At 70.3% G+C, this 23373-nt stretch carries 19 protein-coding genes, 1 pseudogene and 1 riboswitch; of the genes and pseudogenes, 14 read left to right on the plus strand and 6 right to left on the minus strand.

Annotated features, from left to right (window positions below; all coding sequences use genetic code 11):
* Positions 1-36: 36 nt before the first annotated feature.
* Positions 37-822, minus strand: a complete 786-nt coding sequence (locus ACIPQB_RS09750) for a TOBE domain-containing protein (protein WP_446485026.1) — start codon at positions 820-822, stop codon at positions 37-39.
* 99 nt (positions 823-921) lie between these two features.
* Here ACIPQB_RS09750 and modA point away from each other — a divergent pair, with 99 nt between their 5' ends.
* Positions 922-1680 carry a molybdate ABC transporter substrate-binding protein gene (modA, locus tag ACIPQB_RS09755; RefSeq protein ID WP_446485027.1) on the plus strand — a complete coding sequence of 253 codons (759 nt, stop codon included), beginning with the start codon at positions 922-924 and terminating at the stop codon, positions 1678-1680.
* Between the two features lie 3 nt (positions 1681-1683).
* Positions 1684-2352: a molybdate ABC transporter permease subunit gene (gene modB, locus ACIPQB_RS09760; RefSeq protein WP_446485028.1), complete on the plus strand. Its 669-nt coding sequence runs from the start codon at positions 1684-1686 to the stop codon at positions 2350-2352.
* A 15-nt stretch (positions 2353-2367) separates the two neighbouring features.
* Here the strand turns inward: modB and cobU are convergent, their stop codons facing one another.
* Entirely contained in the window at positions 2368-2883 is a 516-nt protein-coding gene (gene cobU, locus ACIPQB_RS09765; protein ID WP_446485029.1) for a bifunctional adenosylcobinamide kinase/adenosylcobinamide-phosphate guanylyltransferase, read from the minus strand.
* Positions 2884-2920: 37 nt separating this feature from the next.
* Positions 2921-3120, plus strand: a riboswitch (cobalamin riboswitch).
* 109 nt (positions 3121-3229) lie between these two features.
* On the opposite strand from cobU, the gene ACIPQB_RS09770 reads away from it, so the two are divergent.
* The 10 genes from ACIPQB_RS09770 to ACIPQB_RS09815 are packed head-to-tail and all read left to right on the plus strand — an operon-like array spanning position 3230 to position 12662.
* Positions 3230-5146 carry a TonB-dependent receptor plug domain-containing protein gene (locus ACIPQB_RS09770; protein WP_446485030.1) on the plus strand — a complete coding sequence of 639 codons (1917 nt, stop codon included), beginning with the start codon at positions 3230-3232 and terminating at the stop codon, positions 5144-5146.
* A gap of 2 nt (positions 5147-5148) precedes the next feature.
* On the plus strand, positions 5149-6135 hold the full coding sequence (cobD, locus tag ACIPQB_RS09775) for a threonine-phosphate decarboxylase CobD (protein ID WP_446485031.1): 987 nt from the start codon (positions 5149-5151) through the stop codon (positions 6133-6135).
* A complete protein-coding gene (gene cobO / locus ACIPQB_RS09780; protein ID WP_446485032.1) occupies positions 6132-6737 on the plus strand; it encodes a cob(I)yrinic acid a,c-diamide adenosyltransferase in 606 nt (201 codons plus the stop codon). Before cobD ends, cobO begins: the two co-directional genes overlap by 4 nt.
* On the plus strand, positions 6734-7588 hold the full coding sequence (locus ACIPQB_RS09785) for an ABC transporter substrate-binding protein (RefSeq protein ID WP_446485033.1): 855 nt from the start codon (positions 6734-6736) through the stop codon (positions 7586-7588). The genes cobO and ACIPQB_RS09785 overlap by 4 nt, the downstream gene beginning before the upstream one ends.
* Positions 7585-8565 carry a FecCD family ABC transporter permease gene (locus tag ACIPQB_RS09790; protein ID WP_446485034.1) on the plus strand — a complete coding sequence of 327 codons (981 nt, stop codon included), beginning with the start codon at positions 7585-7587 and terminating at the stop codon, positions 8563-8565. Before ACIPQB_RS09785 ends, ACIPQB_RS09790 begins: the two co-directional genes overlap by 4 nt.
* The gene (locus ACIPQB_RS09795; RefSeq protein ID WP_446485035.1) at positions 8562-9356 is read left to right on the plus strand and encodes an ABC transporter ATP-binding protein; all 795 of its coding nucleotides are present in this window, start codon (positions 8562-8564) and stop codon (positions 9354-9356) included. The genes ACIPQB_RS09790 and ACIPQB_RS09795 overlap by 4 nt, the downstream gene beginning before the upstream one ends.
* Complete coding sequence (gene cbiB, locus ACIPQB_RS09800) at positions 9349-10320, plus strand: adenosylcobinamide-phosphate synthase CbiB (protein WP_446485036.1); 972 nt, start codon at positions 9349-9351, stop codon at positions 10318-10320. The genes ACIPQB_RS09795 and cbiB overlap by 8 nt, the downstream gene beginning before the upstream one ends.
* Positions 10321-10348: 28 nt before the next feature.
* The gene (gene cobT, locus ACIPQB_RS09805) at positions 10349-11395 is read left to right on the plus strand and encodes a nicotinate-nucleotide--dimethylbenzimidazole phosphoribosyltransferase (protein WP_446485037.1); all 1047 of its coding nucleotides are present in this window, start codon (positions 10349-10351) and stop codon (positions 11393-11395) included.
* Positions 11395-12153, plus strand: coding sequence for an adenosylcobinamide-GDP ribazoletransferase (cobS, locus tag ACIPQB_RS09810; protein ID WP_446485038.1), 759 nt, complete (start codon positions 11395-11397; stop codon positions 12151-12153). Before cobT ends, cobS begins: the two co-directional genes overlap by 1 nt.
* Positions 12150-12662 (plus strand): tyrosine phosphatase family protein, encoded by a 513-nt coding sequence (locus ACIPQB_RS09815; RefSeq protein WP_446485039.1) that lies wholly within the window; start codon positions 12150-12152, stop codon positions 12660-12662. Before cobS ends, ACIPQB_RS09815 begins: the two co-directional genes overlap by 4 nt.
* Before the next feature lie 49 nt (positions 12663-12711).
* Here ACIPQB_RS09815 and ACIPQB_RS09820 read toward each other — a convergent pair whose 3' ends face one another.
* Together ACIPQB_RS09820 and ACIPQB_RS09825 are read right to left on the minus strand one after the other, a co-directional pair.
* Positions 12712-15054: a glucan 1,4-alpha-glucosidase gene (locus ACIPQB_RS09820; protein WP_446485040.1), complete on the minus strand. Its 2343-nt coding sequence runs from the start codon at positions 15052-15054 to the stop codon at positions 12712-12714.
* A gap of 42 nt (positions 15055-15096) precedes the next feature.
* Positions 15097-16638: an MFS transporter gene (locus ACIPQB_RS09825; RefSeq protein ID WP_446485041.1), complete on the minus strand. Its 1542-nt coding sequence runs from the start codon at positions 16636-16638 to the stop codon at positions 15097-15099.
* Positions 16639-16986: 348 nt separating this feature from the next.
* Between ACIPQB_RS09825 and ACIPQB_RS09830 the strand changes: the two are divergent.
* Together ACIPQB_RS09830 and ACIPQB_RS09835 are read left to right on the plus strand one after the other, a co-directional pair.
* Positions 16987-18035 (plus strand): annotated as a pseudogene (locus tag ACIPQB_RS09830) (LacI family DNA-binding transcriptional regulator).
* Between the two features lie 89 nt (positions 18036-18124).
* On the plus strand, positions 18125-18589 hold the full coding sequence (locus ACIPQB_RS09835) for a hypothetical protein (protein WP_446485042.1): 465 nt from the start codon (positions 18125-18127) through the stop codon (positions 18587-18589).
* A gap of 1262 nt (positions 18590-19851) precedes the next feature.
* Here ACIPQB_RS09835 and ACIPQB_RS09840 read toward each other — a convergent pair.
* Positions 19852-21477: an alpha-amylase family glycosyl hydrolase gene (locus ACIPQB_RS09840; RefSeq protein ID WP_446485043.1), complete on the minus strand. Its 1626-nt coding sequence runs from the start codon at positions 21475-21477 to the stop codon at positions 19852-19854.
* Entirely contained in the window at positions 21474-23297 is a 1824-nt protein-coding gene (locus tag ACIPQB_RS09845; RefSeq protein WP_446485044.1) for an alpha-amylase family glycosyl hydrolase, read from the minus strand. The genes ACIPQB_RS09840 and ACIPQB_RS09845 overlap by 4 nt, the downstream gene beginning before the upstream one ends.
* Positions 23298-23373: the final 76 nt, after the last annotated feature.

The following is a 23373-nucleotide window of genomic DNA, read 5'->3' on the forward strand; positions in this document are numbered from 1 at the left end:
AGCTTGCTCTAGGTTGCGTGCAAGCAATGGCCCAGCCTACTCCACAGCCAGCAGCACGTCGGAGGGGTCGATGACGGCGACGACCCGATCGCCGACCGCCGGCGTCGCCGGGGTCCGTGGAACGGTGGCGACCAGGGTCTTGCCCGCGCCCAGGGCCAGGCTGATCTCGCTGGCGGCCGCGCCGTCCTCGCGGTCGGCGACCACGCCGGCCAGGCGGTTACGATCGTCCGACCCCGCCGGTTCCACGGACGCCAGGCTGATGAAGCTGGACTTGATCAGGGCGACGGCCGGCTTGCCGACCACCAGTCCCAGGTCCTGGCGACTGCGGCGGGTGATCACCGAGACGATCTCCACCCCGTCGCCCAGCGCCAGGACGACCCTGGCGGTCACCGGGTCGTCGACGATGCGGGCGACCACGCCCCGCAAGGCGTTGCGGGCGCTGGTGCGCAGTCCCAGGCTCCAGATGAGGTCGCCCCAATCCTCGCCCGCCAGTCCCGCTTCCAGCCGGGAGAGCGCCGCGCCGATCTCGCGCTCCACCTCGCGAAACGCCCGGATCACCGCCAAGCCGCGCGGCGTCACCACCGCCGCCCCGCCGGCCCGTCCGCCGGAACTGGCCACGACCAGCGGCGCGTCGAACAGGTTGTTCAGCGCCTGCACGCCGTCCCAGGCCCCCTTGTAGCTGAGGCCCAGGCGCTTGGCGGCGGCGCTGATTGAGCCCAGCGCGTCGACCGCCTCGATCAGCGCGATCCGCTCCAGCCCGACCCGGGCCAGGGCGCCGCGCCGCAGGGTCAGGGAGGCGCTCAGGTCGCCATCGATCGGCATCAACACCCTCGCAAGGCGCGAACGGCGAATCGTGACGCCGCCCGCAAAGCTCGTTATGTAGGAACACTACATAACCCAACGCCCGCCGAGAACCCAACCATGCTGAACCGCCGCCCGTTGCTGGCCGCCGTGCTCGCCGTCGCGATGTCGCTGTCGACAGGCGCCGCCGCCCGGGCCGCCGAGGCCAAGGTCGCGGTCGCCGCCAACTTCACCGAACCGGCCAAGGCGATCGCGGCCCGTTTCGAGGCGGCGACCGGCCACAAGCTCGTGCTCAGCTTCGGATCCTCGGGCCAGTTCTACACCCAGATCGCCAACGGCGCGCCGTACGACGCCTTCCTGTCGGCCGACAGCGAGCGGCCGGCCAAGGCCGAAGCCGACGGCCTGGCGGTCCCGGGCACGCGCTTCACCTACGCTGTCGGCCGCCTGGTGCTGTTCAGCAAGACCCCCGGCCTGGTCGACGCCAAGGGGACGGTGCTGGCCAAGGGCGGCTTCGACAAGCTGGCGATCGCCGACCCCAAGGCCGCGCCCTACGGCCAGGCGGCCGTCGAGACCCTGACCAAGCTCAGGCTCTACGAGCCGCTGAAGCCGAAGATCGTCACCGGCGCCTCGATCACCCAGGCCTATCAATATGTCCAGACCGGCGCGGCCGAGCTGGGCTTCGTGGCGCTGTCGCAGGTGATCGACGAGAAGGGCGGCTCGCGCTGGCTGGTCCCGGCCGCCGACCACAGCGCGATCGACCAGCAGGCCGTGCTGCTCAAGACCGGCGCCGACAACGAGGCCGCCAAGGCCTTCCTGAAGTTCCTGAACGGCAAGGAGGCCCGCGCCATCATCAAGCGCTACGGCTACGAGGTGCGCTGAACCATGCTTTCGGTGCTGTGGCTGACGGTCAAGCTGGCGGGGATCACCACCGCCCTGCTGCTGGTCCTGGCCACGCCCCTGGCCTGGTGGCTGGCCCGCGGCCGGTCGCGATGGAAGGCCGCGGTCGGGGCCCTGGTCGCCCTGCCGATCGTGCTGCCCCCGACCGTGCTGGGCTTCTACCTGCTGATCGTCCTGGGCCCGCACAGCCCGTTGATGGTCCTGCTGCACCCGTTCGGCGTCCGCACCCTGGCCTTCACCTTCGAAGGGCTGGTGATCGGATCGCTGATCTATTCCCTGCCCTTCGCCGTCCAGCCGCTGCGCAACGCCTTCCTGGCGATCGGCGACGAGCCGCTGGAGGCGGCGGCCACGCTGGGGGCCTCGGGCTGGAGCGCCTTTCGCCGCGTCGCCCTGCCCCTGGCCCTGCCCGGCTACGCCGTCGCCGCCATCCTGGCCTTCGCCCACACGGTCGGCGAGTTCGGGGTGGTGATGATGCTGGGCGGCGGGATCCCCGGCGAGACCGAGGTGCTGTCGATCGAGATCTACCGCCTGGTCGAGGCCCTGGAATGGGACAAGGCCCATGTGCTGGCGGGTCTGCTGCTGGCCTTCGCCTTCCTGGTCATGCTCGGCCTGCTGATGATCGAGCGTCGGGCGACCAAGCCGTCGCGGGTTTGAGCCGGGCCGAGCGCCTCACTTCAGTCGCAGCGTCAGCCCGGCCATCACCAGGACCACCGCATCGGCCGCCTGGGCCAGGGCCTGGTGCAGCCGCCCGGCCTCGTCGCGGAACCGGCGGGCCAGGGCGTTGTCCGGCACGATGCCGAAGCCGACCTCGTTGGACACCAGCCATAGGGTCCCCTCGAAACGCCCCGCCGCCGCGACCAGCTCGGCGGCCGCCGCGGCCAGGTCACAGTCGTCCAGCATCAGGTTCGACAGCCACAGGGTCAGGCAGTCGACGACCACGACGTCGTCCGCGCCCAGTCCCTGCAACGCGCCTGCGATATCGCGCGGCGCCTCCAGCGTCGTCCAGGCGGAGCCGCGGTCCTGGCGGTGGCGGGCGATGCGCTCGGCCATCTCGGCGTCGAAGGCCTGGGCCGTGGCGATCATCACCAGCCGGCCGCCGGTTTCGCCGGCCCTGGCCTCGGCGGCGGCCTGGGCGAAGGCGCTCTTGCCGGATCGGGCTCCGCCCAGGACGAGGGTGAACGGCAAGGCGTGCTCCTGATTGACGGTGTGCGGCGCAACATATAGTGCAGCTGCCGCGACAGGTTCCTCGAAAGAGGATGAAAAGGGAACTCGGGTGCGAAACCCGGGCTGCCCCCGCAACTGTAAGCGGCGAGCCCGCGCGTCATAAGCCACTGACTGCTGTCTTCGGAGAGCGGCTGGGAAGGCGACGCGCACCGGCATTGACCCGCGAGCCAGGAGACCTGCCCGTCGCAGTCGTCCTTCGTCCGGCCGGGGTGCGCCGTACGATGGGGTTGTTTTCCCCCGAGGCGACATCGTCAGGCCGGTCCGATCTTCGGGCCAGCCTTCGTTGCTGCGCACGGAGGATTTGAAAATGCGCTCGATTTCCGTTCTGGCCCTGGTGGCCGCCCTTCCCGCCCTCGCCCTGCCCGCCCATGCGCTCGCGGCGGACGTCGACGCGCCGACCGAAGTCGATCAGATCGTGATCACCGCCGGCCGCACGGCCGACAAGCTGTCGGAGGTGCCGGTCGCCATGACGATCATCACCGCCGAGACGCTGCGCCAACGCCAGGTCGTCGTCGTATCCGACATCCTGTCGCGCACGCCGGGCGTCAGCGTCACCCGCAATGGCGGCGTCGGCGGTTCGACCCAGGTGCGCATCCGCGGCGCCGAGAGCGAGCAGACGGCGGTGCTGATCGACGGCGTCAAGCTTAACGATCCCTCCTCAACGGGCGGCGGCTACAACTTCGCCACCCTGCTGGCGGGTGACGTCAGTCGTATCGAGGTGTTGCGCGGTCCTCAGTCCACCCTGTGGGGCAGCCAGGCCATCGGCGGCGTGGTCAGCATGATCACCAAGACGCCCGACGGCCCGCTGTCGGGCGACGCCACGGTCGAGGGCGGCTCGCGCGCCACCGCCTACGGCCGCGCGGGAGTCGGGGCGGGCGGCGACTGGGGCGGCTGGCGACTGGCGGCTGGTTCCTACACCACCGCCGGTATCTCCAACTTCGACCAAGCCATGGGCGGCAAGGAGAAGGACGGCTACCACAACACCTCGGTCAGCGGCCGCCTCGACGTCAACGTCACCCGTGACATCGCCCTGGACGCGCGCGCCTCCTACGCCGCCAGCCGCAACGAGTTCGACGGCTCCTCGCCCGCTCCCCCCTATGGCCCGAGCGACAGCAGCGAGTATGGCAAGACCAAGGAATTGGTGAGCTATCTGGGCGGCCGTCTGTCCAGCTTCGACGGCGCGCTGAAGAGCCGCCTGGGCTTCAGCTACACCCAGACCGATCGCGACAACTACGACCCCACCCTGACGCCCGCCAAGACGTTCGACGCCCGCGGCACGGACAGCAATCTGGAATACCAGGGCACCTGGACGATCAACCCGACCTGGCGTGCGGTGTTCGGCGCCGCCACCGACCGTTCATGGTTCCGCACGGCCTCGTTCCCCTACGACCCGACGGGCAGCCGTCACGCGGTCAGCATGGACAGCGTCTATGGCCAACTCCAGGCCAAGCCGGCCGAAGGCCTGACCCTGACGGGCGGCGTGCGCCATGACGACCACGACACCTTCGGGGGCGCCACGACCTATCAGGCCGGCGCCACCTGGACGCCGAACGGCGGCGCCACGGTGTTCCGCGCCAACTATGGCGAGGGCTTCAAGGCGCCGTCGCTGTATCAGGTCTACAGCCCCTACGGTGATCCCAATCTCAAGCCCGAGGAGGCCAAGAGCTGGGACGTCAGCGTCGAGCACAGCCTGCTGGACCGTCGCCTGCGGGGTTCGATCACCTATTTCAGCCGCGACACCAAGAACCAGATCGACTTCCTGTCCAACAACACCCCGCCCAACTACGGCGGCTACGCCAACACCGCCAAGACCAAGGCCGACGGCGTCGAGATCGAGGGCAGCTTCGAGGTCAATGCGCTGCTGACCCTGTCGGCCAACTACACCAACATGGATGCGATCAATAAGTCGGCCGGCCCCAACTACGGCAAGGACCTGGCGCGCCGGGCTGGAGAATCCGCCGCCGCCAACGCCGACCTGTCCCTACCGAACGGCCTGACCGGCGGCATCAGCCTGCAGTACGTCGGCCATAGCTTCAACAACGCCTCCAATAGTCAGCGATTGAAGAGCTATGTCCTGACGGACGTGCGGATCGCCTATCCCATCAACGACACGTTCGAACTCTACGGTCGGATCGAAAACCTGTTCGATCAGCAATATGAGACGATCCGCACCTACGGGACCCTGGGTCGCGGCGCCTTCGCCGGCGTTCGAGCCAAGTTCTAGCCATGGCGACGCCGGCGGCCCTTCTCGGCCACGGCGGTCGCCTCGGCGCGGCGCGGACGGCCTGGCCGACCGCGCCGACGCCCTGGCTGGACCTGTCGACCGGGATCAATCCCCGTCCCATTCCGCTTCCGGACCTCGGGCCGCAGGCCTGGTCGCGCCTGCCCGATCCCCAGGCCCTTCGCGCCCTGGAACAGGCCGCCGCGACGGCGTTCGGGGTCGATGATCCCGCGCGGGTCGTGGCGGCGGGCGGCAGCGAGACGCTGATCCGCCTGCTGCCCCGCCTGCTGACCGCCCGGCGGGTCGCCATCGGGGCGCGCACCTATGGCGGCCATGCCGAGGCCTGGCGAGCGGCCGGCGCCGAGCTGGTCCCAGTCGACGATCCGGCCGCCGACCTGCGCGTGCTGGTCAATCCGAACAATCCCGACGGCAGCGCGCTGTCGGCGGACCAGGTCGTCGGCCTGACCGACGGCCCGCTGCTGGTCGACGAGGCCTTCGTCGAGACCGATCCGGGCCTGTCGGTCGCCTCCCTGGCCGGCGCGGCGGGCCACCGGCGGCTGATGGTCCTGCGCTCGTTCGGCAAGTTCTACGGCCTGGCCGGCGTCCGCCTGGGCTTCCTGGTGGCCGAACCGGCGCTGGCGGCGCGGGCCCGCCAGGCGATCGGCGACTGGCCGGTGTCAGGACCGGCCATCGCCGCGGGCCTGGCGGCCTATGCCGACCCGGCCTGGGCGGACGACACCCGCCGGCGCCTGGTCGCGGACGCCGCGCGCCTGGACGCCCTGCTGGGCCGATCCGGCTTCGAGATCGTCGGCGGAACCTCGCTGTTTCGCCTGGCGCGGGCGGCCGACGCGCCGCGCCGCTTCGAGATCCTGGCCCAGGCCGGGATTCTCACCCGCCCCTTCGCCTGGGACGAGACGCTGCTCCGCTTCGGCCTTCCCGGACCGCAAGCCGACTGGCTCCGCCTCGCCGACGCCCTGGAGAGATTTCGATGAGCGATGATCAAAACGCCAAGCACGCCGAAGCGATGCGCGCCCTCAAGGCCGAGCGCGATGCGCTGATGGAGACCAAGACCCTCGAAAAGGGCCTGCTGCTGGTCCACACCGGCGACGGCAAGGGCAAGTCCTCGGCCGGCTTCGGCATGGTCGCGCGCCATCTCGGCTGGGGCCTGAAGGTCGGGGTGGTGCAGTACATCAAGGGCAAGTGGAAGACCGGCGAGCGCCTGTTCTTCAGCAAGTTCCCCGACCAGGTCCGCTACGAGGTGATGGGCGAGGGCTTCACCTGGGACACCCAGGACCGCCAGCGCGACATCGCCGCCGCCCAGGCCGCCTGGTTGGTGTCCCAGCAGATGATCGCCGATCCCAAGCTGGATTTCGTGCTGCTGGACGAGATCAACATCGCCCTGCGCTACGACTATCTCGACATCGACGAGGTGGTCGAGGTTCTCAAGGCCCGTCCCGACGACAAGCACGTCTGCCTGACCGGCCGCAACGCCAAGCCGCAACTGCTGGAGATCGCCGACCTGGTCACCGAGATGACCCTGGTCAAGCATCCGTTCGAACAGGGCTTCAAGGCCCAGCGCGGGGTCGAGTTTTGACCGACCTGACCCGGCGGGCCGCGGTCGGCGCGGGGCTGGCCGCCGGCCTTTCTGCGGGACCCGCCGCCGCCCGCGCCCTGCCCCGCGTGGTCTCGCTCAACCCCTGCCTGGACGCGGTGCTGGTCCATGTGGCCGACCGGGCCCAGATTCTGGCCCTCAGCCACTACGCCCGCGACCCGCAGCAGTCGACCATCGCCGCCGTCGCCCGCACCTTTCCGATCACCTACGAAAGCGCCGAGGAGGTGATCGCCCTGCGGCCCGACCTGGTGCTGACCGCCGCCCATTCGTCCCTGGCCACCCGAGCGGCGCTGACGCGGCTGAACATCCGCACCGAGCTGTTCAAGGTGCCCAACAGCTGGGTCGAGAACCAGGCCCAGATCCGCCGCATCGCCGCGGCGGTCGGCCATCCCGACCGCGGCGAGGCGCTGATCGCCCGGGTCGAGGCGGCGATGACCGCGGGCGCGCCGCGTCCCGGCGCGCGGCCCGTCACCGCCCTGGTGTTCCAGCCCAACGGCTTCGCCGCCGGCCACGGCACCCTGGTCGACGAGATGATGCGCCGGGCCGGGTTCGTGAACGTCGCCGCCCGTTATGGCCTGAAGAAATGGGGCAATGTCTCGCTGGAGCGCCTGCTGGGCGATCCGCCCGAAGTGCTGCTGGCCGGCCAGGCCGCCCCCGGCGCGGCGACCTGGGCCGAGCACATCCTCAACCATCCGGCCCTGGCCAGCCTTGGCCCGCGCATGACCCGGGCGGTTTTTCCCGAACGGCTGCTCTATTGCGGCGGGCCGGTGCTGATCGACACCGCCGCGGTCCTGGCCACGGCCCGCCGGCAGATTCTCGGAGCGGCGGCATGACCGGCAAGCGTTTCGCGCAGCTGGGCGGTCTGGCCGTCCTCGTCCTGCTGCTGGCCGGCCTGTCGCTGATGGCCGGCCGGGTCTGGGCCCCGTGGAGCGCCTGGACCGACCACAGCGACCCGCGCTGGGCGATCATCTTTTCGCTGCGCCTGCCCCGCACCCTGCTGGCCATCGCGGTCGGCGCGGCCCTGGGCCTCTCGGGGGCGGCGATGCAGGGCTATACGCGCAACCCCCTGGCCGATCCCGGCGTGCTGGGGGTGTCTTCGACGGCCGCCTTCGGGGCGGTGATGACCATGTATCTGAGCGTCGGGACGAGCGCGCCGTGGATGCTGTTCGCGGCGGCCATGGCCGGGGCCGGCCTGGGCGTGGCGGTGATGCTGCTGATGGCCGGTCAGGTCGGCGGGACCGTCACCTTCATCCTCGCCGGCATGATCCTCAATTCGGTGGCCAGCGCCGGCGTCGCCCTCGGGCTGAGCCTGGCCCCCAGCCCCTGGGCGGCCCAGGAGATCATCAACTGGCTGCTGGGCTCCCTGGCCGACCGCAGCGTCGAGGACCTCTGGCGGGCCCTGCCGTTCATCGTCGTCGGCTGCGGCCTGCTGCTGCCGCTCGGCCGGTCCCTGGACGCCCTGACCCTGGGTGAGACCGGGGCCCGGGCCCTGGGGATCAACCTGAATCGGACGCGGGTCCTGCTGGCGGTCGGGGTCGGCATGGCCACCGGCGCCAGCGTGGCGGTGACCGGCATGATCGGCTTCGTCGGCCTGATCGTGCCGCACCTGGTGCGGCCGCTGGTCGGCCACCGGCCCGGCGCGCTGCTGGCCCCCAGCGCCGTCGCCGGCGCCGCCCTGGTCCTGGCCGCCGACATCGTCGTGCGGCTGACGCCCTCGGCCGCCGAGGTCCGGCTGGGCGTGGCCATGGCCGCCATCGGCGGGCCGTTCTTCCTGGCCATGCTGGTCGCGATGCGCCGGAGGCTGGCGTGAGCGCGGCGAGCGACGGCGCGCTGGTCGCCGACAACCTCGTCGTGGCGTTCGGGGGCCGGACGGTGCTGGACGGCGTCTCGGCCCGCTTCCGACCGGGCGAGGTCACCGCCATCGTCGGCCCCAACGGCGCGGGCAAGTCGACCCTGCTGGCCTGCCTGGCGGGTCTGCGCACGCCCGACGCCGGGCGGACCCTGCTGGACGCCGCGCCGGTCCTGTCGATGCCGCATCGCCAGCGCGCCCGGCGCATCGGCTTCCTGCCGCAGACGCCCGAGATCGCCTGGGCGGTGGACGTCGAGACCCTGGTCGGCCTGGGCCGCACGCCGCACAGCGGGGCGCGTGGCCTGAGCCGGGCCGACCATCTGGCCGTCGACGCCGCCCTGGCGCGGACCCGCATGACGGCCATGGCCCGCCGCGACGTCACCACCCTCTCAGGCGGCGAGCGGGCCCGCGCCCTGCTGGCCCGGGTGCTGGCCGGAGACCCCGCCTGGCTGCTGGCCGACGAGCCCCTGGCGGGACTGGATCCCGGCCACCAGCTCGACGCCGTCGACCTGCTGCGGGCCTTCGCCGCCGAGCACGGCCGGGGCGTGGTCATGACCCTGCACGACCTCGGCGTCGCCCTGCGCCTGGCCGATCGGGTGGTGGTGCTGCAGGGCGGGCGGCTGATCGCCGACGCCGCGCCGCTGGAGGCCCTGACCCCCGCGGTCCTGGCCCAGGCCTATGAGGTCGAGGCGGCGATCGTGCCGGGCTCGGCCGGACCGCTGATCGAACTGATCGGCCGCCGGCATGGCTGAGCCGCCGCCCTGGCCCTGGCCTGGGATCGTGGTCCTGGCCCTGGGGCTGGAGGCGGCCTTCGGCTATCCGGCCTGGCTGCAGCGCCGCCTGCCGCATCCGGTCGCCTGGCCCGCGGCCTTGATCGAGGGGCTGGAAAAGCGCTGGAACCGTCCGGACTGGACGGACGGCGCGCGCCGCGGACTGGGCGTCGTGCTCGTGCTTCTGGTCGTCGGCCTCGCGGTCGGGCTCGGCCTGGGCCTGCATCGCCTGCTGGGACACGGATTGGGTCTCGCCGCGATCGCCCTGGTCGCCACGGTCGGCCTGGCCCAGCGCAGCCTGCACCAGCATGTCGCCGCCGTCCTGGCCCCGCTGCGGGCCGGCGACCTGCCGGCCGCCCGGACGGCGGTGGCGATGATCGTCGGGCGCGACACCGCCGACCTCGACGCCGAACAGGTCGCCGCCGCCGCCTTGGAAAGCCTGGCCGAGAGCTTCAACGACGGGGTCGTCGCCCCGGCCGTCTGGCTGCTGGCCGGCGGCGTGCCGGGCCTGTTCGCCTACAAGGCCGTCAACACCGCCGACAGCCTGATCGGCCACCGGGAGCCGCGCTGGCGGATGTTCGGCTGGGCGGCGGCCCGCACCGACGACCTCCTGAACCTGATCCCCGCCCGGCTGGCCTGCCTGCTGATCGTGCTGGCCGCCGGACGCCGGGGCGGCGGCGCCTGGCGGATCCTGCGCCGCGACGCCCGACTTCACGCCTCGCCCAACGCCGGCTGGCCCGAGGCGGCCATGGCCGGCGCCCTGGGCGTACGGCTGGGCGGCGAGGCCTGCTATGACGGCGTTCCCGCCGCCCGCCCGACCTTCGGCGACGGCCGTCCTCCCACCGTCCAGGACCTGGACGCCGGCCTGGCGCTCTACCGCCGCGCCTGCGGCCTGCTGTGGTCGATCCCGCTGCTGATCGGCCTGGCCCAGGCGCTGGTCCGATGATCCCGATCCCGCCCGCAAGGACCTCGTCATGACCTTTCTTTCCACCGCCATGGCCGCCATCACCCCCGTCGACGCCGCGCTCGAGCCGCAGCTGCGCGCCCGCCTGAACGCCAAGGCCAAACCGCCCGGTTCGCTGGGCCGGATCGAGGACCTGGCGGTGCGGATCGGACTGATCCAGAACCGCCTCGATCCGCGCATCGCCCGCACCGACCTCTATGTGTTCGCCGGCGACCACGGCCTGACCCAGGAAGGCGTCTCGGCCTATCCAGCCAGCGTCACCGCCGCCATGGTCGGGCTGTTCCTGTCCGGCCGATCCAGCGTCAGCGCCTTCGCCAAGGCGTCCGGCGTGCGGGTGCGGGTGGTCGACGCCGGGGTCGACGCCGACCTGCTCAGCCATCCCGACCTGGTCGCCGCCAAGATCCGCCGTGGCACCCGCAACGCCGCCCGCGAGCCGGCCCTGACCGCGGACGAGGTCCTGAAGGCCCTGTCCACGGGCTTCGACATCGCCCAGGCCGCGGCGGCCGACGGGGCCGATGTCATCGCATTGGGCGAGATGGGCATCGGCAACACGGCGTCGGCGGCCCTGCTCATGCATCGCCTCGCCCTCGCGCCGCTGGACGACTGCGTGGGCCAGGGCGCGGGCCACGACGCCGAGGGCCTGGCCCGCAAGCGCGCCGGGATCGCCCGCGCCGCCGCCCGGTCCGACGCCAGCGCCCCCCTGGCGGTGCTGGCCGAATTCGGCGGCTGCGAGATCGCCATGATGGCCGGAGCGGTGCTCGGCGCGGCGGCGGCGCGGCGAGTGGCGCTGATCGACGGCTTCATCAGCACGGCGGCGGCCCTGGCGGCGGTGCGGCTGGTCCCGGCCGCCCGCGACTATTGCGTGTTCGCCCACGGCTCGGCCGAGCGCGGCCACCCGCTGATGCTGCAGGCCCTCGGCGCGCGGCCGTTGCTGGATCTCGACCTGCGGCTGGGCGAAGGCACCGGCGCGGCCCTGGCCGCCCCGCTGCTGGTCGCCGCCGCCCATCTGCTCACCGATGTGGCGACCCTGGCCGACGTGCTGGCGGAGCCGGGCTGATGCCGCGCCAACTGAAGCTGTTCTTCTGCGCGGTGCAGTTCCTGACCCGCCTGCCGACGCCGGCCCTGGCCGATTTCGAGCCGGGCTGGATCACCCGCTCGGCGCGCTATTTCCCGCTGGTCGGCCTGCTGGTCGGCGCGGCCTGCGCCGGGGTGCTGCTGGCGGCCGGACAGTTGTGGAGCGGCCCGCTTCCGGCCCTGCTGGCGGTAGCGGCGGGGGTGCTGATCACCGGCGGCTTCCATGAGGACGGCCTGGCCGACACCGCCGACGGCCTGGGCGGCGGCCAGACGCCCGACCGGCGCCTGGAGATCATGAAGGACAGCCGGATCGGAACCTATGGGGCCCTGGGCCTGGGCCTGGCGCTGGCGATCAAGGTCGCCGTCCTGGCCGCCCTGCCCCCGGCCACGGCCGCCCTCGCCCTGGTCGCCGCCCATGGCGCCGGCCGCGCGGCGGCGGTGGCGGTGATGGTGGCCGGACGCCATGTCAGCGACCCGGCCACGGCCAAGTACAAGCCGGCCCCCGACGGCGTCCGGCCGGCGGAACTGCTGGTCGCGGCCCTCCTGGGCCTGTGGCCGCTGGCCTTGCTGGGCTGGCCCGGCCTGACCGGCGCGGCGGTCGGGGCGACCCTGGCGGCGGTTGTGGCCCTGACAGCCAAGCGCTTGATCGGCGGCTATACCGGCGACGTGCTGGGCGCGGTCGAGCAGGTCTGCGAACTGGGCGTGCTGCTGGGCGTCGCGGCGACGGCGTCGGCCCGATGACCCTGCTGGTCTGCCCGCTCAGCCAGGTCGAGACGGTCCGGGCCGCGCACCGGCCTTCGCACCTGGTCAGCCTGCTGTCGCCGACCTCGACGGACGAGACCTGGCCGGCCTGCGACCCGGGCGACGCGCATCTGAAACTGGCCTTCCACGACATCGCCGCGCCGCGCCCCGACCTGGTCGCCCCCAGCGCCGAGATGGTCGCCCGCCTGCTGGACTTCGCGGCCGGCTGGGACCCGGCCCGGCCGATGCTGGTCCATTGCTGGGCCGGGGTCAGCCGCTCCACGGCGGCGGCCTTCATCATCGCCTGCCAGCGCGCCCCCGGGCGGTCGGCGCGCGACATCGCCCAGGCCCTGCGCGCCGCCGCGCCCTACGCCACCCCGAACCCGCTGATGGTCGCCCTGGCCGACGCGGCGCTGGGCGCCGGCGGCCGGATGTCGGCGGCGATCGCCGAGATCGGCCGCGGCGCCGACACCTTCGAAGGCGCCGTGTTCGAGCTGCCCCTAAGGTAAAGCTTTCATCCGCGCCGTTTTCCTTCGGCGCGGATGAAGCTTAGCCGTTCTACTTCGCGTATCGCGCCGCCACCGGGGCGTAGCGATCCCAGACCTGGCCGTCGCTGACCGAGCGCAGCAGCTTGACGTATTCGGCGTGCGACCAGGCCAGGGGCGTGGCCGAATCCGTGCCCTCGCCGCGGACATAGCTGCGGGGATTGGCGCCGACCCCGTCGAAGACCTGTTCGGGGATCAGCAGGCCGTCATTGGCGAACAGCTCCATGGCCTTCACATAGCGGTCGCGGATCGCCTGGATCGCCGCGGCGCTCGGCTTGCCCTTCAGTCCGGCCAGGGCCAGTTCGTAATGGCCGCGCTCGCCGGTGAAGATCGGCCAGACCCGGCCGCGCTGGCCCGCCGCCATCCGGCCGCCGATGCCGTAATTGGCCCCGGTCCGGGCGTCCTCGCCATAGCCGTCGACGTCGTAGCGCCGCCAGCCCGGGAAGGTCCCCGCCACGCCCGGGAAGCTGAAGTCGTAGCGGACGCGGTAGAGGTCGGGCCGGCCGGCGTCGTCGAGCTCCGGCAGGCTGGCGACGATGTGGGCGTCGTCGGCCCGGCGCACGCCATAGCGCACCAGCTCCAGGAAGCCGCCGTCGACCACCTGGTCCTCGGGCGGGGCGACCTGGCCGTTGGCGGCGTCGATCAGGCCGTGGTCGTTGGGATCCTCGTTCTTGTTCAGGCGCAGGAAGTAGCGGCCGTCGCCGAACGGGCCCTTGGTGGTGAACATCCGCGCCTCGACCTTGGCCGAATAGGCGTCGGCGGTCTTGCGGTAGCGGGCCGCCCCGGCCGCGTCGCCTGCAAGTTCGGCGATGTCGCCCGCCGTCACCAGGCCGGCGATCGTCGCCGCCGTGGTCGAGGGCGAGTAGCCGCCCTGCTCTTCCCAGCGCTCCTGCTGGGTGAAGGGCGGCCGGATGGTCTCGTGGTTCCAGCCGACCCCGACCTTGCCGCCGTCGACCAGGAAATCGGCGGCCGGCTTGATCATCCGGCCGTAATAGGCCTTCAGGTCGGCCTCCGGCAGCCAGCCCAGCTTCCACAGCTTCCAGCCCAGCATGATTGGCATGGCGGTCTGGTCGAGCTGGACGCCGACCCATTCGGTCGTGCCGTCCACCCAGGTCTTCTGCAGGAACCAGCCGCCGACGCCGGTGTTGCCCGGAGTCGTCGCCTTGACCTGGACCTGCGGCAGGTAGCGGAAGGCGGCCAGCGGCGTCTGGCGATCGCCCAGCGCCGCCAAGGCCATGGCGCACTGGTAGAAGTCGCGCGGCCAGACGGCCTTGTAGCCGGTCGAGGGCTTGCTGGCGTCGACCGTGTCGCCCCAGGGGTTGGACAGCGAGGCGATCAGGGCCCCGGCATAGGTGCGGTCCTCCTGCACCTTCAGCATCAGGGCGCTGGCCTGGACCAGCTTGCCGCCGTCCTCCGAGGCCTCGCGCAGGCGCGGCAGCTCGGTCAACGAGGCCAGATAGTCCTCCCAGCCGACCCGGTCGCCCTCGCCGTTATAGCGGGCCAGGACCTCGTCATAGCCGGTCTTCAGGGTGGCCGAGGCGGCCCGCTCGGCGGCGGCGCCGTCGCCGCCGAAGCCGATGGCGAAGTCGTAGGTCGCCTCGCCGGACGCCTGATCCGGCAGCTGGGCGGCCAGGACGATCGCGCCCCGCCGCTGGCCCGTGCTCGCCTGGCCGGCCAGCCCGCCGTCCTTCAGGGGCCTCAGGGCGTCGTTGTCGACCAGGTCCGAAACTGTCGCCGCCACAAACGGGTGCGCGCCCTTCAGGCTCAGGAAGGCCTTGGCCTCGTTGGCGGTCAGGGCGGCGGGACCGGCGCTGCCGGCGTCGCCGCCGCCGGTGTTGGCCATGTGCGGCTCCAGCACCAGGAACGGCGTCACCGGCCCCTTCAGGGCGCGGACCGTGACCCGCAGGAACAGGGCGTTGCGGTCCGGATCGGTGAAGATCCGCTTCTCGATCTCGAACCGGCCCTTCTTGTCAGTGGTGGTGACCTTGTAGGCCGGCGACAGCGGCCGGCCGGCGGCGTCGAGGTGCAGGTACTCGGTCCGGGGCGTGGTGTCGGCGCCCTCGACCGCCAGGCCGCTCGCCGTGCGCACCGCCACCCGCAGCTGCTTGATCTGGGCCTCGTGGATCAGGCCATACATGGTCTCGGTCAGGGTTCCGTCGGCGATCGAGAACCACACCTTGGACACCGCTCCCGTCGGGCCGCCGTCCTTGTAGGCCCCATTGACATAGGCCTCGTAGGACGCGCCGACCCCGGTCTTGGCGGCATAGGCCCAGGTGGTCGGGCTTTCGGCCCGGGCGGCGGGGGCCAGGACGATCGCGGCGACCGACGACAAGGCGAGCATCTTCAGACAACGCATGGATAAGCCTCATGAAAATAGCAGCGTCCTCGCGGACGAAGTTCAGGTCTTGCAAAGCGCCTTGGGCTCGCCCGGATCGCTGACGGCGAACACGCAGAGGGCGGCGACGAACATCGAGGCCCCGCCCAGCCCCAGGGCCCAGATCGCCGCCCCGCCGAAGAAGGTCTTCAGCAGCAGGCCCAGCACCGTGGCGGCCAGCAGCTGCGGGATGACGATGAAGAAGTTGAAGATGCCCATATAGACGCCCATCTTCCGGGCCGGCAGCGCCCCCGACAGGATCGAATAGGGCACCGACAGGATCGCCGACCAGGCGAAGCCGACGCCGATCATCGGAATCCACAGCAGGGCCGGGTCGCGGATCAACGGGATCGACACCAGGCCCAGGCTCCCCAGGCAGAGGCAGATCACATGGCTCAGCCGGCGGCTGGTGGCCCGGGCGATCCGCGGGATCATCAGGGCCGCGACCGCCGCCACCCCGTTATAGGCGGCGAACAGCACGCCCACCCAGTCGGCGCCGTCGTTATAGGCCTGCGAGGCGGTGTCGATGGCGTGGTAATGGTGCGCGGTCACCGCCGCGGTGGTGTAGATCCACATGGCGAACAGGCCGAACCACGAGAAGAACTGCACCACCGCCAGTTGCTTCATGGTCGCCGGCATGCGGAACAGGTCCTCGATGACCTCGGCGAAGCCGCCGGCCAGGCCCTCGCCGGCCCCTCCGCCCCGCTTCAACGCCGCGGCCGCCAGCTGGGCCAGGCCGAAGCCGGCGATCAGGGCGGCCAGGACGTAGAGCTCCTTTTCGAGCCTCAGGCCCGCAATGACCGCGGTCAGCGCCAGGCCGGCGACGGTCCAGACCGCGCCGCCCTGGACATAGGCCCTGACGGTGCGGTCCGGCCCGCCGTCCGTCGCCGGATCGGCGGAGCCCTTGCGGGCCCGGTCGGCCGCCTCGAAGGCCTCGAGTTGCTCGGGGCTGTATTCGCGGGTGGTGAACACCGTCCACAGCACCGACAGCAGCAGGCCCGCGCCGCCGACATAGAAGGCCAGGTGCACCGAGGGCGGGACGCCGCCGGCCGGGGCGACATTGCTGATCGCGAACCCATGGCTCAGGATCCACGGCAGGGCCGAGGCCAGCACCGCGCCCAGGCCGATGAAGAAGCTCTGCATGGCGTAGCCGGTGGTGCGCTGGGCGTCGGGCAGGTTGTCGCCGACGAAGGCCCGGAACGGCTCCATGGTGACATTGATCGAGGCGTCCATCACCCACAGCGCGCAGGCGGCGACCCACAAGTCCGGCGCATTCGGCATGACCAGCAGCGCCGCCGTCGTCGCCAGGGCGCCCCACAGGAAATAGGGCCGCCGCCGACCCAGCGGCCCCCAGGTGCGGTCGCTCAGATAGCCGATGATCGGCTGGACCAGCAGGCCGGTGGCCGGCGCGGCGATCCACAGGATGGCCAGGTCGTCGACCTTGGCCCCGAGCGTCTGGAAGATGCGGCTGGTGTTGGCGTTCTGCAGGCCAAAGCCGATCTGGATCCCGAAGAACCCGAAGCACATGTTCCAGATCTGCCAGAAACTCAGCCGCGGCCTGGTCATCGCTCCCCCTTGCCATAACTCCGTTGAACCGGAGCGCTTGCGCAAATTTTTTCAGCGCCTTTTCACAGGACATTTGCACATGGGGCGCGGGCATGCGCAACGACATTTTCCAGCATTACATGGATATATCGCCATATTCTCCGGCAACGAGGATCGCCAGGGCCGAACAGCATCGGGCTGAAACACTCCGAAGGGCCAATAGTTTGCATTAGTTTTCAAGCCGCTTCCGCTGCAGGCTTCCCGCGCGGCGTCGAACGCCTTGGCGCCCGGGCGTTCGCAACGACCGCCATCCTGGCGAGCCGGGCTTGCCAACCGCCGATCGCGATGCCTTAACGGTGATCTGAAAAGATTTGCGGCAAGTTTTGCATTAAGGCGGGAACCAGGTGAGCAAGGGCGCGACGCGGCTGGAAGACCTGGCCAAGCTGGCCGGGGTTTCGATCTCCACGGCCTCGCGCGCCCTCAATGACAGTCCGGCCGTCAACACCCGCACCAAGCAGCTGATCTGGAAGCTGGCCCGGGAGCTGGACTATCCGTTCCGCCGCTACATGCCGGCCGGCCCGATCGGGGCCGAGGGCACCATCGCCATCGTCGTGCCGCGGCCGCAGGGCCGCGAGGGCCGCCTGTCCGATCCGTTCTTCCTGGAGCTGTTCGCCGGGGTCGGCGAGGCGGCCCGCGAGCGCGGCTGCGACATCCTGGTCAGCCACGTGGCCCCGACCAGCTTCGAGGACATTTCGGTGGCCATGACCACCAGCCGGGCCGACGGGGTGATCTTCCTGGGCCAGAGCTGGCTGCACGCCGCCTTCAACCGCCTGGCCGAGACCGAGGGCCGTTTCGTGGTCTGGGGCGCCCAGCTGCCGGACCAGGCCTATTGCTCGGTCGGGTCCGACAACCCGCAGGGCGCCAGGCGGGCGACGCTGCACCTGGCGCGCCTGGGCCGCCGGCGCATCGTCTTCCTCGGCGACACCGAGGCCCCCGAAGCCATGCAGCGCCACCGGGGCTATCTCGACGCCGTCGAGCAGTTCGGCCTCGGCGTCGACCCCGACCTGATCGTCCCGGCCCATTTCGAGGTCGAGTCGGCGGAGGCCAGCGTCGACTCGCTGATCCAGCGCGGGGTGGCGTTCGACGGCGTGGTCGCCGCCTCCGACCTGATCGCCCTGGGCGCCATCCGCGCCCTGCAGCGCGCCGGCCTGTCGGTGCCCGGCGACGTCTCGGTGGTGGGCTACGACAACGTGCCGTTCAGCCGCTATTCCACCCCGGCCCTGAGCACCATCTCGCAGGACACCGCCAAGGCCGGCCGACTGATGGTCTCCAAGCTGCTGGACGCCAGCGGCCAGGGCGCCAGCCGCTCGGAGCGGGTGCCGACGGACCTGATCATCCGCGAGTCCTGCGGGGGGTAGAGGCGGTCGGCGTCGGTGGAGGACCGTTTTCGCCCCTTCAGCAACCTTCGAAAGATCTGCTATAGGTTGTGGAAGTTCGGAGGACACGGATGAAAACTCGGATCACGATGCTGGCCATGGCCATCCTGGTTTCAACGGCTCTTTCTGCGCCAAGCCAGGCGGCCGAGGAACAAACGACAGCGCGCGGACGCACGGCCGCTACTCAGCTGGAGGGCGTTACGCGGCAAGCGGCCGAGGACCTGATCGGCAAGCTGGAAACGGCGCAGAAGGATCTGAGGCAAAGGAACGACCTCACCTTTGCACTCCTGTCCGGCGCGCCCGCTTTCTACAAGCAGGCGCGATTGTCCCCGCGAGATGCGTTCCTGGACATCTCGTTCGCTCGTCCATTTTCGCTCAAGAAGCTGCCTGCGGACAACGCGAACTGGATGCCTTATCGAATTGAAATTCTTCCGGATGGCCCAGGGCGGATCGTTTGTGACGTCGATGTGATTCTTGGCTTCAACGGGCAAATCGAACGTGTCCAGTTGTATTACCGCCAACCGGACCCTTTCTGATCCGGTCTTGATCTGGAGGCCGAGGACAATTCCCCGGCGGAGGGTTCGAAGGTCGACTTCCGAGCGCTCAGACCCAAGGTCGGCTTGCAGCGGCGGCGCCGGATTCCGTTTCCGCCCCATGGCGGACGCCACGTATTCGCTCGCCAGCCCTTCGCCGCTGGCGCTTACCAGCGGCGAAGGCGGTGTCAGAGGCGGAATGTGAACGGCAACAGCATTTGTTAGCGACCGTAATTATCGTTTAGACCGTCATCGGATTCGAGAAGTTTAACAAAAATATCTCTTTCAGAAATCCGAACCAACGCTCCATCTCCGAAGAAAATCATACCCTCCTCGGGAGTGTTCGTGCGAGGATAGGGAAATTCCATAGTTTTCCCGGAGTTCCACGTTAGAACAATGGATTCTTTTATTTGATTTTTCTGCAATCTACAGGGAGTCCGACAAATTGTCCTGTCCGAGATGCTGACGGTCGCGGCTGGCGAGGACGCTATGGTGAACTCGTTAACTGTCTCGAATGCGCGTGCCGCAGTGCAAGGCACCAATAACAGCCCGAATGCCGCAACGCGGGCGATGATGGGATTCATGACCTAATTTCGCTCGAACCAAGAGCATGAGTATGCCTGTCAGGATGTCCGGCATCCACCCTTCACAGACCTTCGAAAGGTCTCCTCGGCGCAAGCCGCCATCCGCCCCGGCGGATGCGGCTGCGGCGAAATATGACCTCGCGCAAGATGTCGGGAAAAACTTGTCCTCACCGCTCCCGGCGTGGTTCTTCAACAAATTCAACGCCCCAAAATCACTTATCCTCCCCCTTTCGCGCCGCCGGCATAATCAACCCACTTCAAGGCGATGGGGAGGGCGTGAGGCCTGCGACCTTCGCGGCCTTGGGGGGCGGTCGAGCGGGAAGCGCTCGTCGGCGGCGGTTCCAACAGGGGCCGCGACCTCGTCATCTGGTGCCGGCCGGGCCCGTTTACGGATACGGCGTTGACGAAGGGCCGAAGAGAGCGACAGGCACGGGGAGACCCGTGCGTTCCGGGACCGGGCTTCGTAGGCCCGGCCCGCCCGTCGGGGGCTTCAGTCGGCGAGGTCCGAACAGGACCGACCGCCGGACGCTCCCGAAGAACGATCGCGCGGAGCGTCGGTCCTGGTCGAAACGGTAATTCTTACAAAGCTTCCGGGCCTGGCCCGGCGCTCCGCAGCCCTCCCACACCTTCAGCGGCCAACCTTTTTTGGAAGGGGCCGCGTGAGGCGGCCAAGCCGCGCGCTTAGCCCTTCACCGCCACCAACCCCGCCATCGGCGGCAGGCGCCCCTCGCCCGCCAGGTTGACGGCTTCGACGACCCGCCAGCCGTCCGGCAGGGCCCAGTCGACGGTCTCGAACCCGAGATTGAAGGCGCAAAGCACCTGGTCCGCCCCTGCTCCACGATGGAAGATCAGCAGCGGCTCGGGGGCCTCGACCAGGGTCATGTCGCCGACCCGCAGGCCGGGCAGCCGGCGACGCAGGGCGATCACCCGCCGCGCCAGGTTCAGGGTCGAGTCGGCGTCGCGCTCCTGGCGGTCGACGGCCAGGTCGATATGGGCCGGATCGATCGGCAGCCAGGGCTCGACCTTGGAGAAGCCGGCATGGGCGGCCACCGCCACCCACGGCATCGGGGTGCGGGCCCCGTCGCGGCCCAGGGTCTCGGGCCAGTTGGCGATCGCCTCGGGATCGCGCAGCCGGTCATAGGGCACCTCGGCCTGGGGCAGGCCCAACTCCTCGCCCTGATAGACGAAGACGTTGCCGCGCAGGGCGACCAGCAGCAGCAGGGCCATCTCGGCGAAGGCCTTGGGGTCGCGCCCCTGGGCCCAGCGCGACACCGCCCGCGGCGCATCGTGGTTGGAGAAGGTCCAGGACGGCCAGCCCTCGCCCGCCCCGCCCGGCCACATGGCCGCGCCCTGGCGAATCAGGTCGGCCTGCAGCGTGTCGGCATAGAGATAGAGGAAGCCGTAGGCGCTGTGCAGGCGGTCCGGGCCCTGGGTGTAGAGCTTCATCTCGCTCTGGGCCTGCTCGCCGCCAACCTCGGCCACCAGGAACCGGCCGCCATAGGCTTCGCCGAGCTGCCGCAGCCGGGCCAGGAAGGCCGGGATGTCGGCGTGCGACTGGTTGTGGAAATGGTGCTGGAAGTCGAACGGCCGGTTGCGCTTGCCGCCGCCGTCGAGGATCGGCGGATTGTCGGTCAGGGCCTGGTCGTGCATGGCGAAATTGATCGCGTCGAAGCGGAAGCCGTCGACCCCGCGCTCCAGCCAGAACCGCGAGGCGGCGATCAGGGCGTCCTGGACCTGGCGGTTGTGGACGTTGAGGTCGGGCTGGGCCGACAGGAAGTTGTGCAGATAGTACTGCCGGCGGCGGGCGTCCCAGGTCCAGGACGGGCCGCCGAACACCGACTGCCAGTTGCTGGGCGGCGAGCCGTCCGGCTTGGCGTCGGCCCAGACATACCAGTCGGCGTGGGGATTGGTGCGGTCCTGGCGGCTGGCCTTGAACCAGGGATGCTGGTCGGAGGTGTGCGAGAACACCTGGTCGATGATCACCTTCAGGCCCAGGGCGTGGGCCTTGTCGATCAGCCGGTCGAAATCGGCCAGGGTCCCGAAGATCGGATCGACGTCCTCATAGTTGGAGACGTCGTAGCCGAAGTCCTTCATCGGCGAGGTGAAGAACGGCGACAGCCAGACGGCGTCGACGCCCAATGAGGCGACGTGCTCCAGATGGGCGGTCACCCCCGGCAGGTCGCCGACCCCGTCGCCATTGGAATCGGCGAAGCTGCGCGGATAGATCTGGTAGATCACCGCCCCGCGCCACCAGTCACGATCGAAAGCCGGCTCGGCCGCCGGCCTGGAAACAGTCTCGACCGTCACTGGCCGTCCTCCGATACGCAAATCCTGTAGTCGAGCGGGCCGATCTCGACCCGATAGCTGCCCGGCGCCGTGGCGGCGGCCGCGCAGGACCCGTGCACCGAGCGCCAGGCGCGGGAGGTCGCATCGACCTCGACCTGGGCGGCGATCGGCGTCAGGCCGGTGTTGAACGCCACCAGCACCTCGCCTTTCGCCGCCATCCGCGAGACCGCGAACAGGCCCGGCTTGTCATCATAGGCCCGGACGACCTGCCGGCCCCGCCGCAGGGCGGGGTTGTCGGCGCGGATCCGGGCCATGGCCGAGATCGCCCGATAGAGCGGCCCGTCAGTCCCGAAGTGATCACCCGCCGCCGACGCCCCGCCGACCAGGACCTCATGACGGTAACCATCGACCCGGCTGGCGAACAGGTCCTGGCGGGCGTCGCGATCGCCGCCGTCGCCGGCAAAGCCCTGCTCGTCGCCGTAATAGATCACCGGGACGCCGCGCAGAAACATCATCAGGGCGTGGCCGAGGATCACCCGCCGCAGCAGTTCGTCGTCGGACGCCTGCGGATGGGCGGCGCGGACGAAATGGCCGATGCGGCCCATGTCGTGATTGCCCAGGAAGGTCGGCAGTTGCAGCGCCGCCGCCTCGCCGCCGGCATAGAGGGCGTCCTGGGCGAACAGCCTGGCCAGCCGGTCGGTCCCGACCTTGCCGTTGACCACGTCAGTGACCGCGGCCTGGAAGGCGAAGTCGAGCACCGCCGGATAGCCGTCCACCTGGGTGAACCTGGCCAGCATCCCCGGTTCGGTCTCGTAGACCTCGCCGAAGATGTGGAAGTTGGGAACGCCGCGCGCCTTGGCCCGGGCCAGCATGGCCGGCACGAAGGCCCGCCAGAACTCGGGATTGACGTGGCGGGCGGTATCGATCCGATAGCCGTCGACGCCGAAATCGTCGATCCACCGGCCATAGATGTCGATGAAGCCCTGGACCACCCGCGGGTTCTCGGTGAACAGGTCGTCCAGCCCGGCGAAATCACCATAGGTCGAGCTCTCGCCCGCGAACCGGCTGTTTCCGCGGTTGTGGTAATAGATCGGATCATTGAGCCAAGCCGGCGTCTTGACCCCTTCCTCGCCCTTGGGGACATAGGGCTCATAGGCGTAGTCGGGCCGGGTCAGGCGGGCGAAGTTCTCGGCCGTGTGGCGGCCGGCCTGGTCGCCCAGGAAGCCGCCATTGATCGCCGCGCCGTCGGGCCCGCCCTTGCGGCCATAGGGATAGTCCGCCTTGGAGCGATAGTCGCAGCCCGCCGCCGGGCAGTCGCGATACTGGATCACGTCGGCGGTGTGGTTGGCGACGATGTCCAGATAGACCTTCATGCTGCGCGCATGGGCGGCGTCGACGAAGGCCTTCAACTGGGCGCGCGTGCCGAAGTGCGGATCGACGTCGGTGAAGTCGGTGATCCAGTAGCCGTGATAGCCGGCCGACTCGTGTCCGGGCGGTCCCTGCACCGGCTTGTTGCGGAAGATCGGCCCCAGCCAGATCGTCGTCGCGCCCAGGCCCTGGATGTAGTCGAGCCGGGCGGTCAGGCCGGCCAGGTCGCCGCCGTGGTAGAAGCCCTTGTCGGTCGGATCGTAGCCGGTCTTCAGGCGATCCCCGGCCAGGCCGCCGCTGTCGTTGCGCGGATCGCCGTTGGCGAAGCGGTCCGGCAGGACGAAATAGATCACCTCGTCCTGCGGCAGGCGCTGGCGATAGGCCGTGCCGGCGGACGACGTCGTGCCGGCGCCCAGCGCCAGGGCGGCCGCCAGGGCCATCCCCGTCCATCGCCGCGCCGCGTCCCTCGCCATGACTGATCTCCCCCGACTGGCGACCCCGCGCCTTGGTCTTCCATTTTGCATAGATTTGCAAAGCCAAGCAGGCTCT

The sequence above is a fragment of the Caulobacter sp. LARHSG274 genome, from assembly GCF_052871235.1.

Excerpts from the sequence above, each read along its gene's own strand:
- cbiB (WP_446485036.1), top strand. The coding sequence starts at position 9,349 with ATGGCTGAGCCGCCGCCCTGGCCCTGGCCTGGGATCGTGGTCCTGGCC.
- ACIPQB_RS09815 (WP_446485039.1), top strand. The coding sequence starts at position 12,150 with ATGACCCTGCTGGTCTGCCCGCTCAGCCAGGTCGAGACGGTCCGGGCC.
- cobS (WP_446485038.1), top strand. The coding sequence starts at position 11,395 with ATGCCGCGCCAACTGAAGCTGTTCTTCTGCGCGGTGCAGTTCCTGACC.
- cobT (WP_446485037.1), top strand. The coding sequence starts at position 10,349 with ATGACCTTTCTTTCCACCGCCATGGCCGCCATCACCCCCGTCGACGCC.
- ACIPQB_RS09835 (WP_446485042.1), top strand. The coding sequence starts at position 18,125 with ATGAAAACTCGGATCACGATGCTGGCCATGGCCATCCTGGTTTCAACG.
- cobD (WP_446485031.1), top strand. The coding sequence starts at position 5,149 with ATGGCGACGCCGGCGGCCCTTCTCGGCCACGGCGGTCGCCTCGGCGCG.
- modB (WP_446485028.1), top strand. The coding sequence starts at position 1,684 with ATGCTTTCGGTGCTGTGGCTGACGGTCAAGCTGGCGGGGATCACCACC.
- ACIPQB_RS09845 (WP_446485044.1), bottom strand. The coding sequence starts at position 23,297 with ATGGCGAGGGACGCGGCGCGGCGATGGACGGGGATGGCCCTGGCGGCC.
- ACIPQB_RS09790 (WP_446485034.1), top strand. The coding sequence starts at position 7,585 with ATGACCGGCAAGCGTTTCGCGCAGCTGGGCGGTCTGGCCGTCCTCGTC.
- cobO (WP_446485032.1), top strand. The coding sequence starts at position 6,132 with ATGAGCGATGATCAAAACGCCAAGCACGCCGAAGCGATGCGCGCCCTC.
- ACIPQB_RS09825 (WP_446485041.1), bottom strand. The coding sequence starts at position 16,638 with ATGACCAGGCCGCGGCTGAGTTTCTGGCAGATCTGGAACATGTGCTTC.
- modA (WP_446485027.1), top strand. The coding sequence starts at position 922 with ATGCTGAACCGCCGCCCGTTGCTGGCCGCCGTGCTCGCCGTCGCGATG.
- ACIPQB_RS09770 (WP_446485030.1), top strand. The coding sequence starts at position 3,230 with ATGCGCTCGATTTCCGTTCTGGCCCTGGTGGCCGCCCTTCCCGCCCTC.
- ACIPQB_RS09820 (WP_446485040.1), bottom strand. The coding sequence starts at position 15,054 with ATGCGTTGTCTGAAGATGCTCGCCTTGTCGTCGGTCGCCGCGATCGTC.
- ACIPQB_RS09750 (WP_446485026.1), bottom strand. The coding sequence starts at position 822 with ATGCCGATCGATGGCGACCTGAGCGCCTCCCTGACCCTGCGGCGCGGC.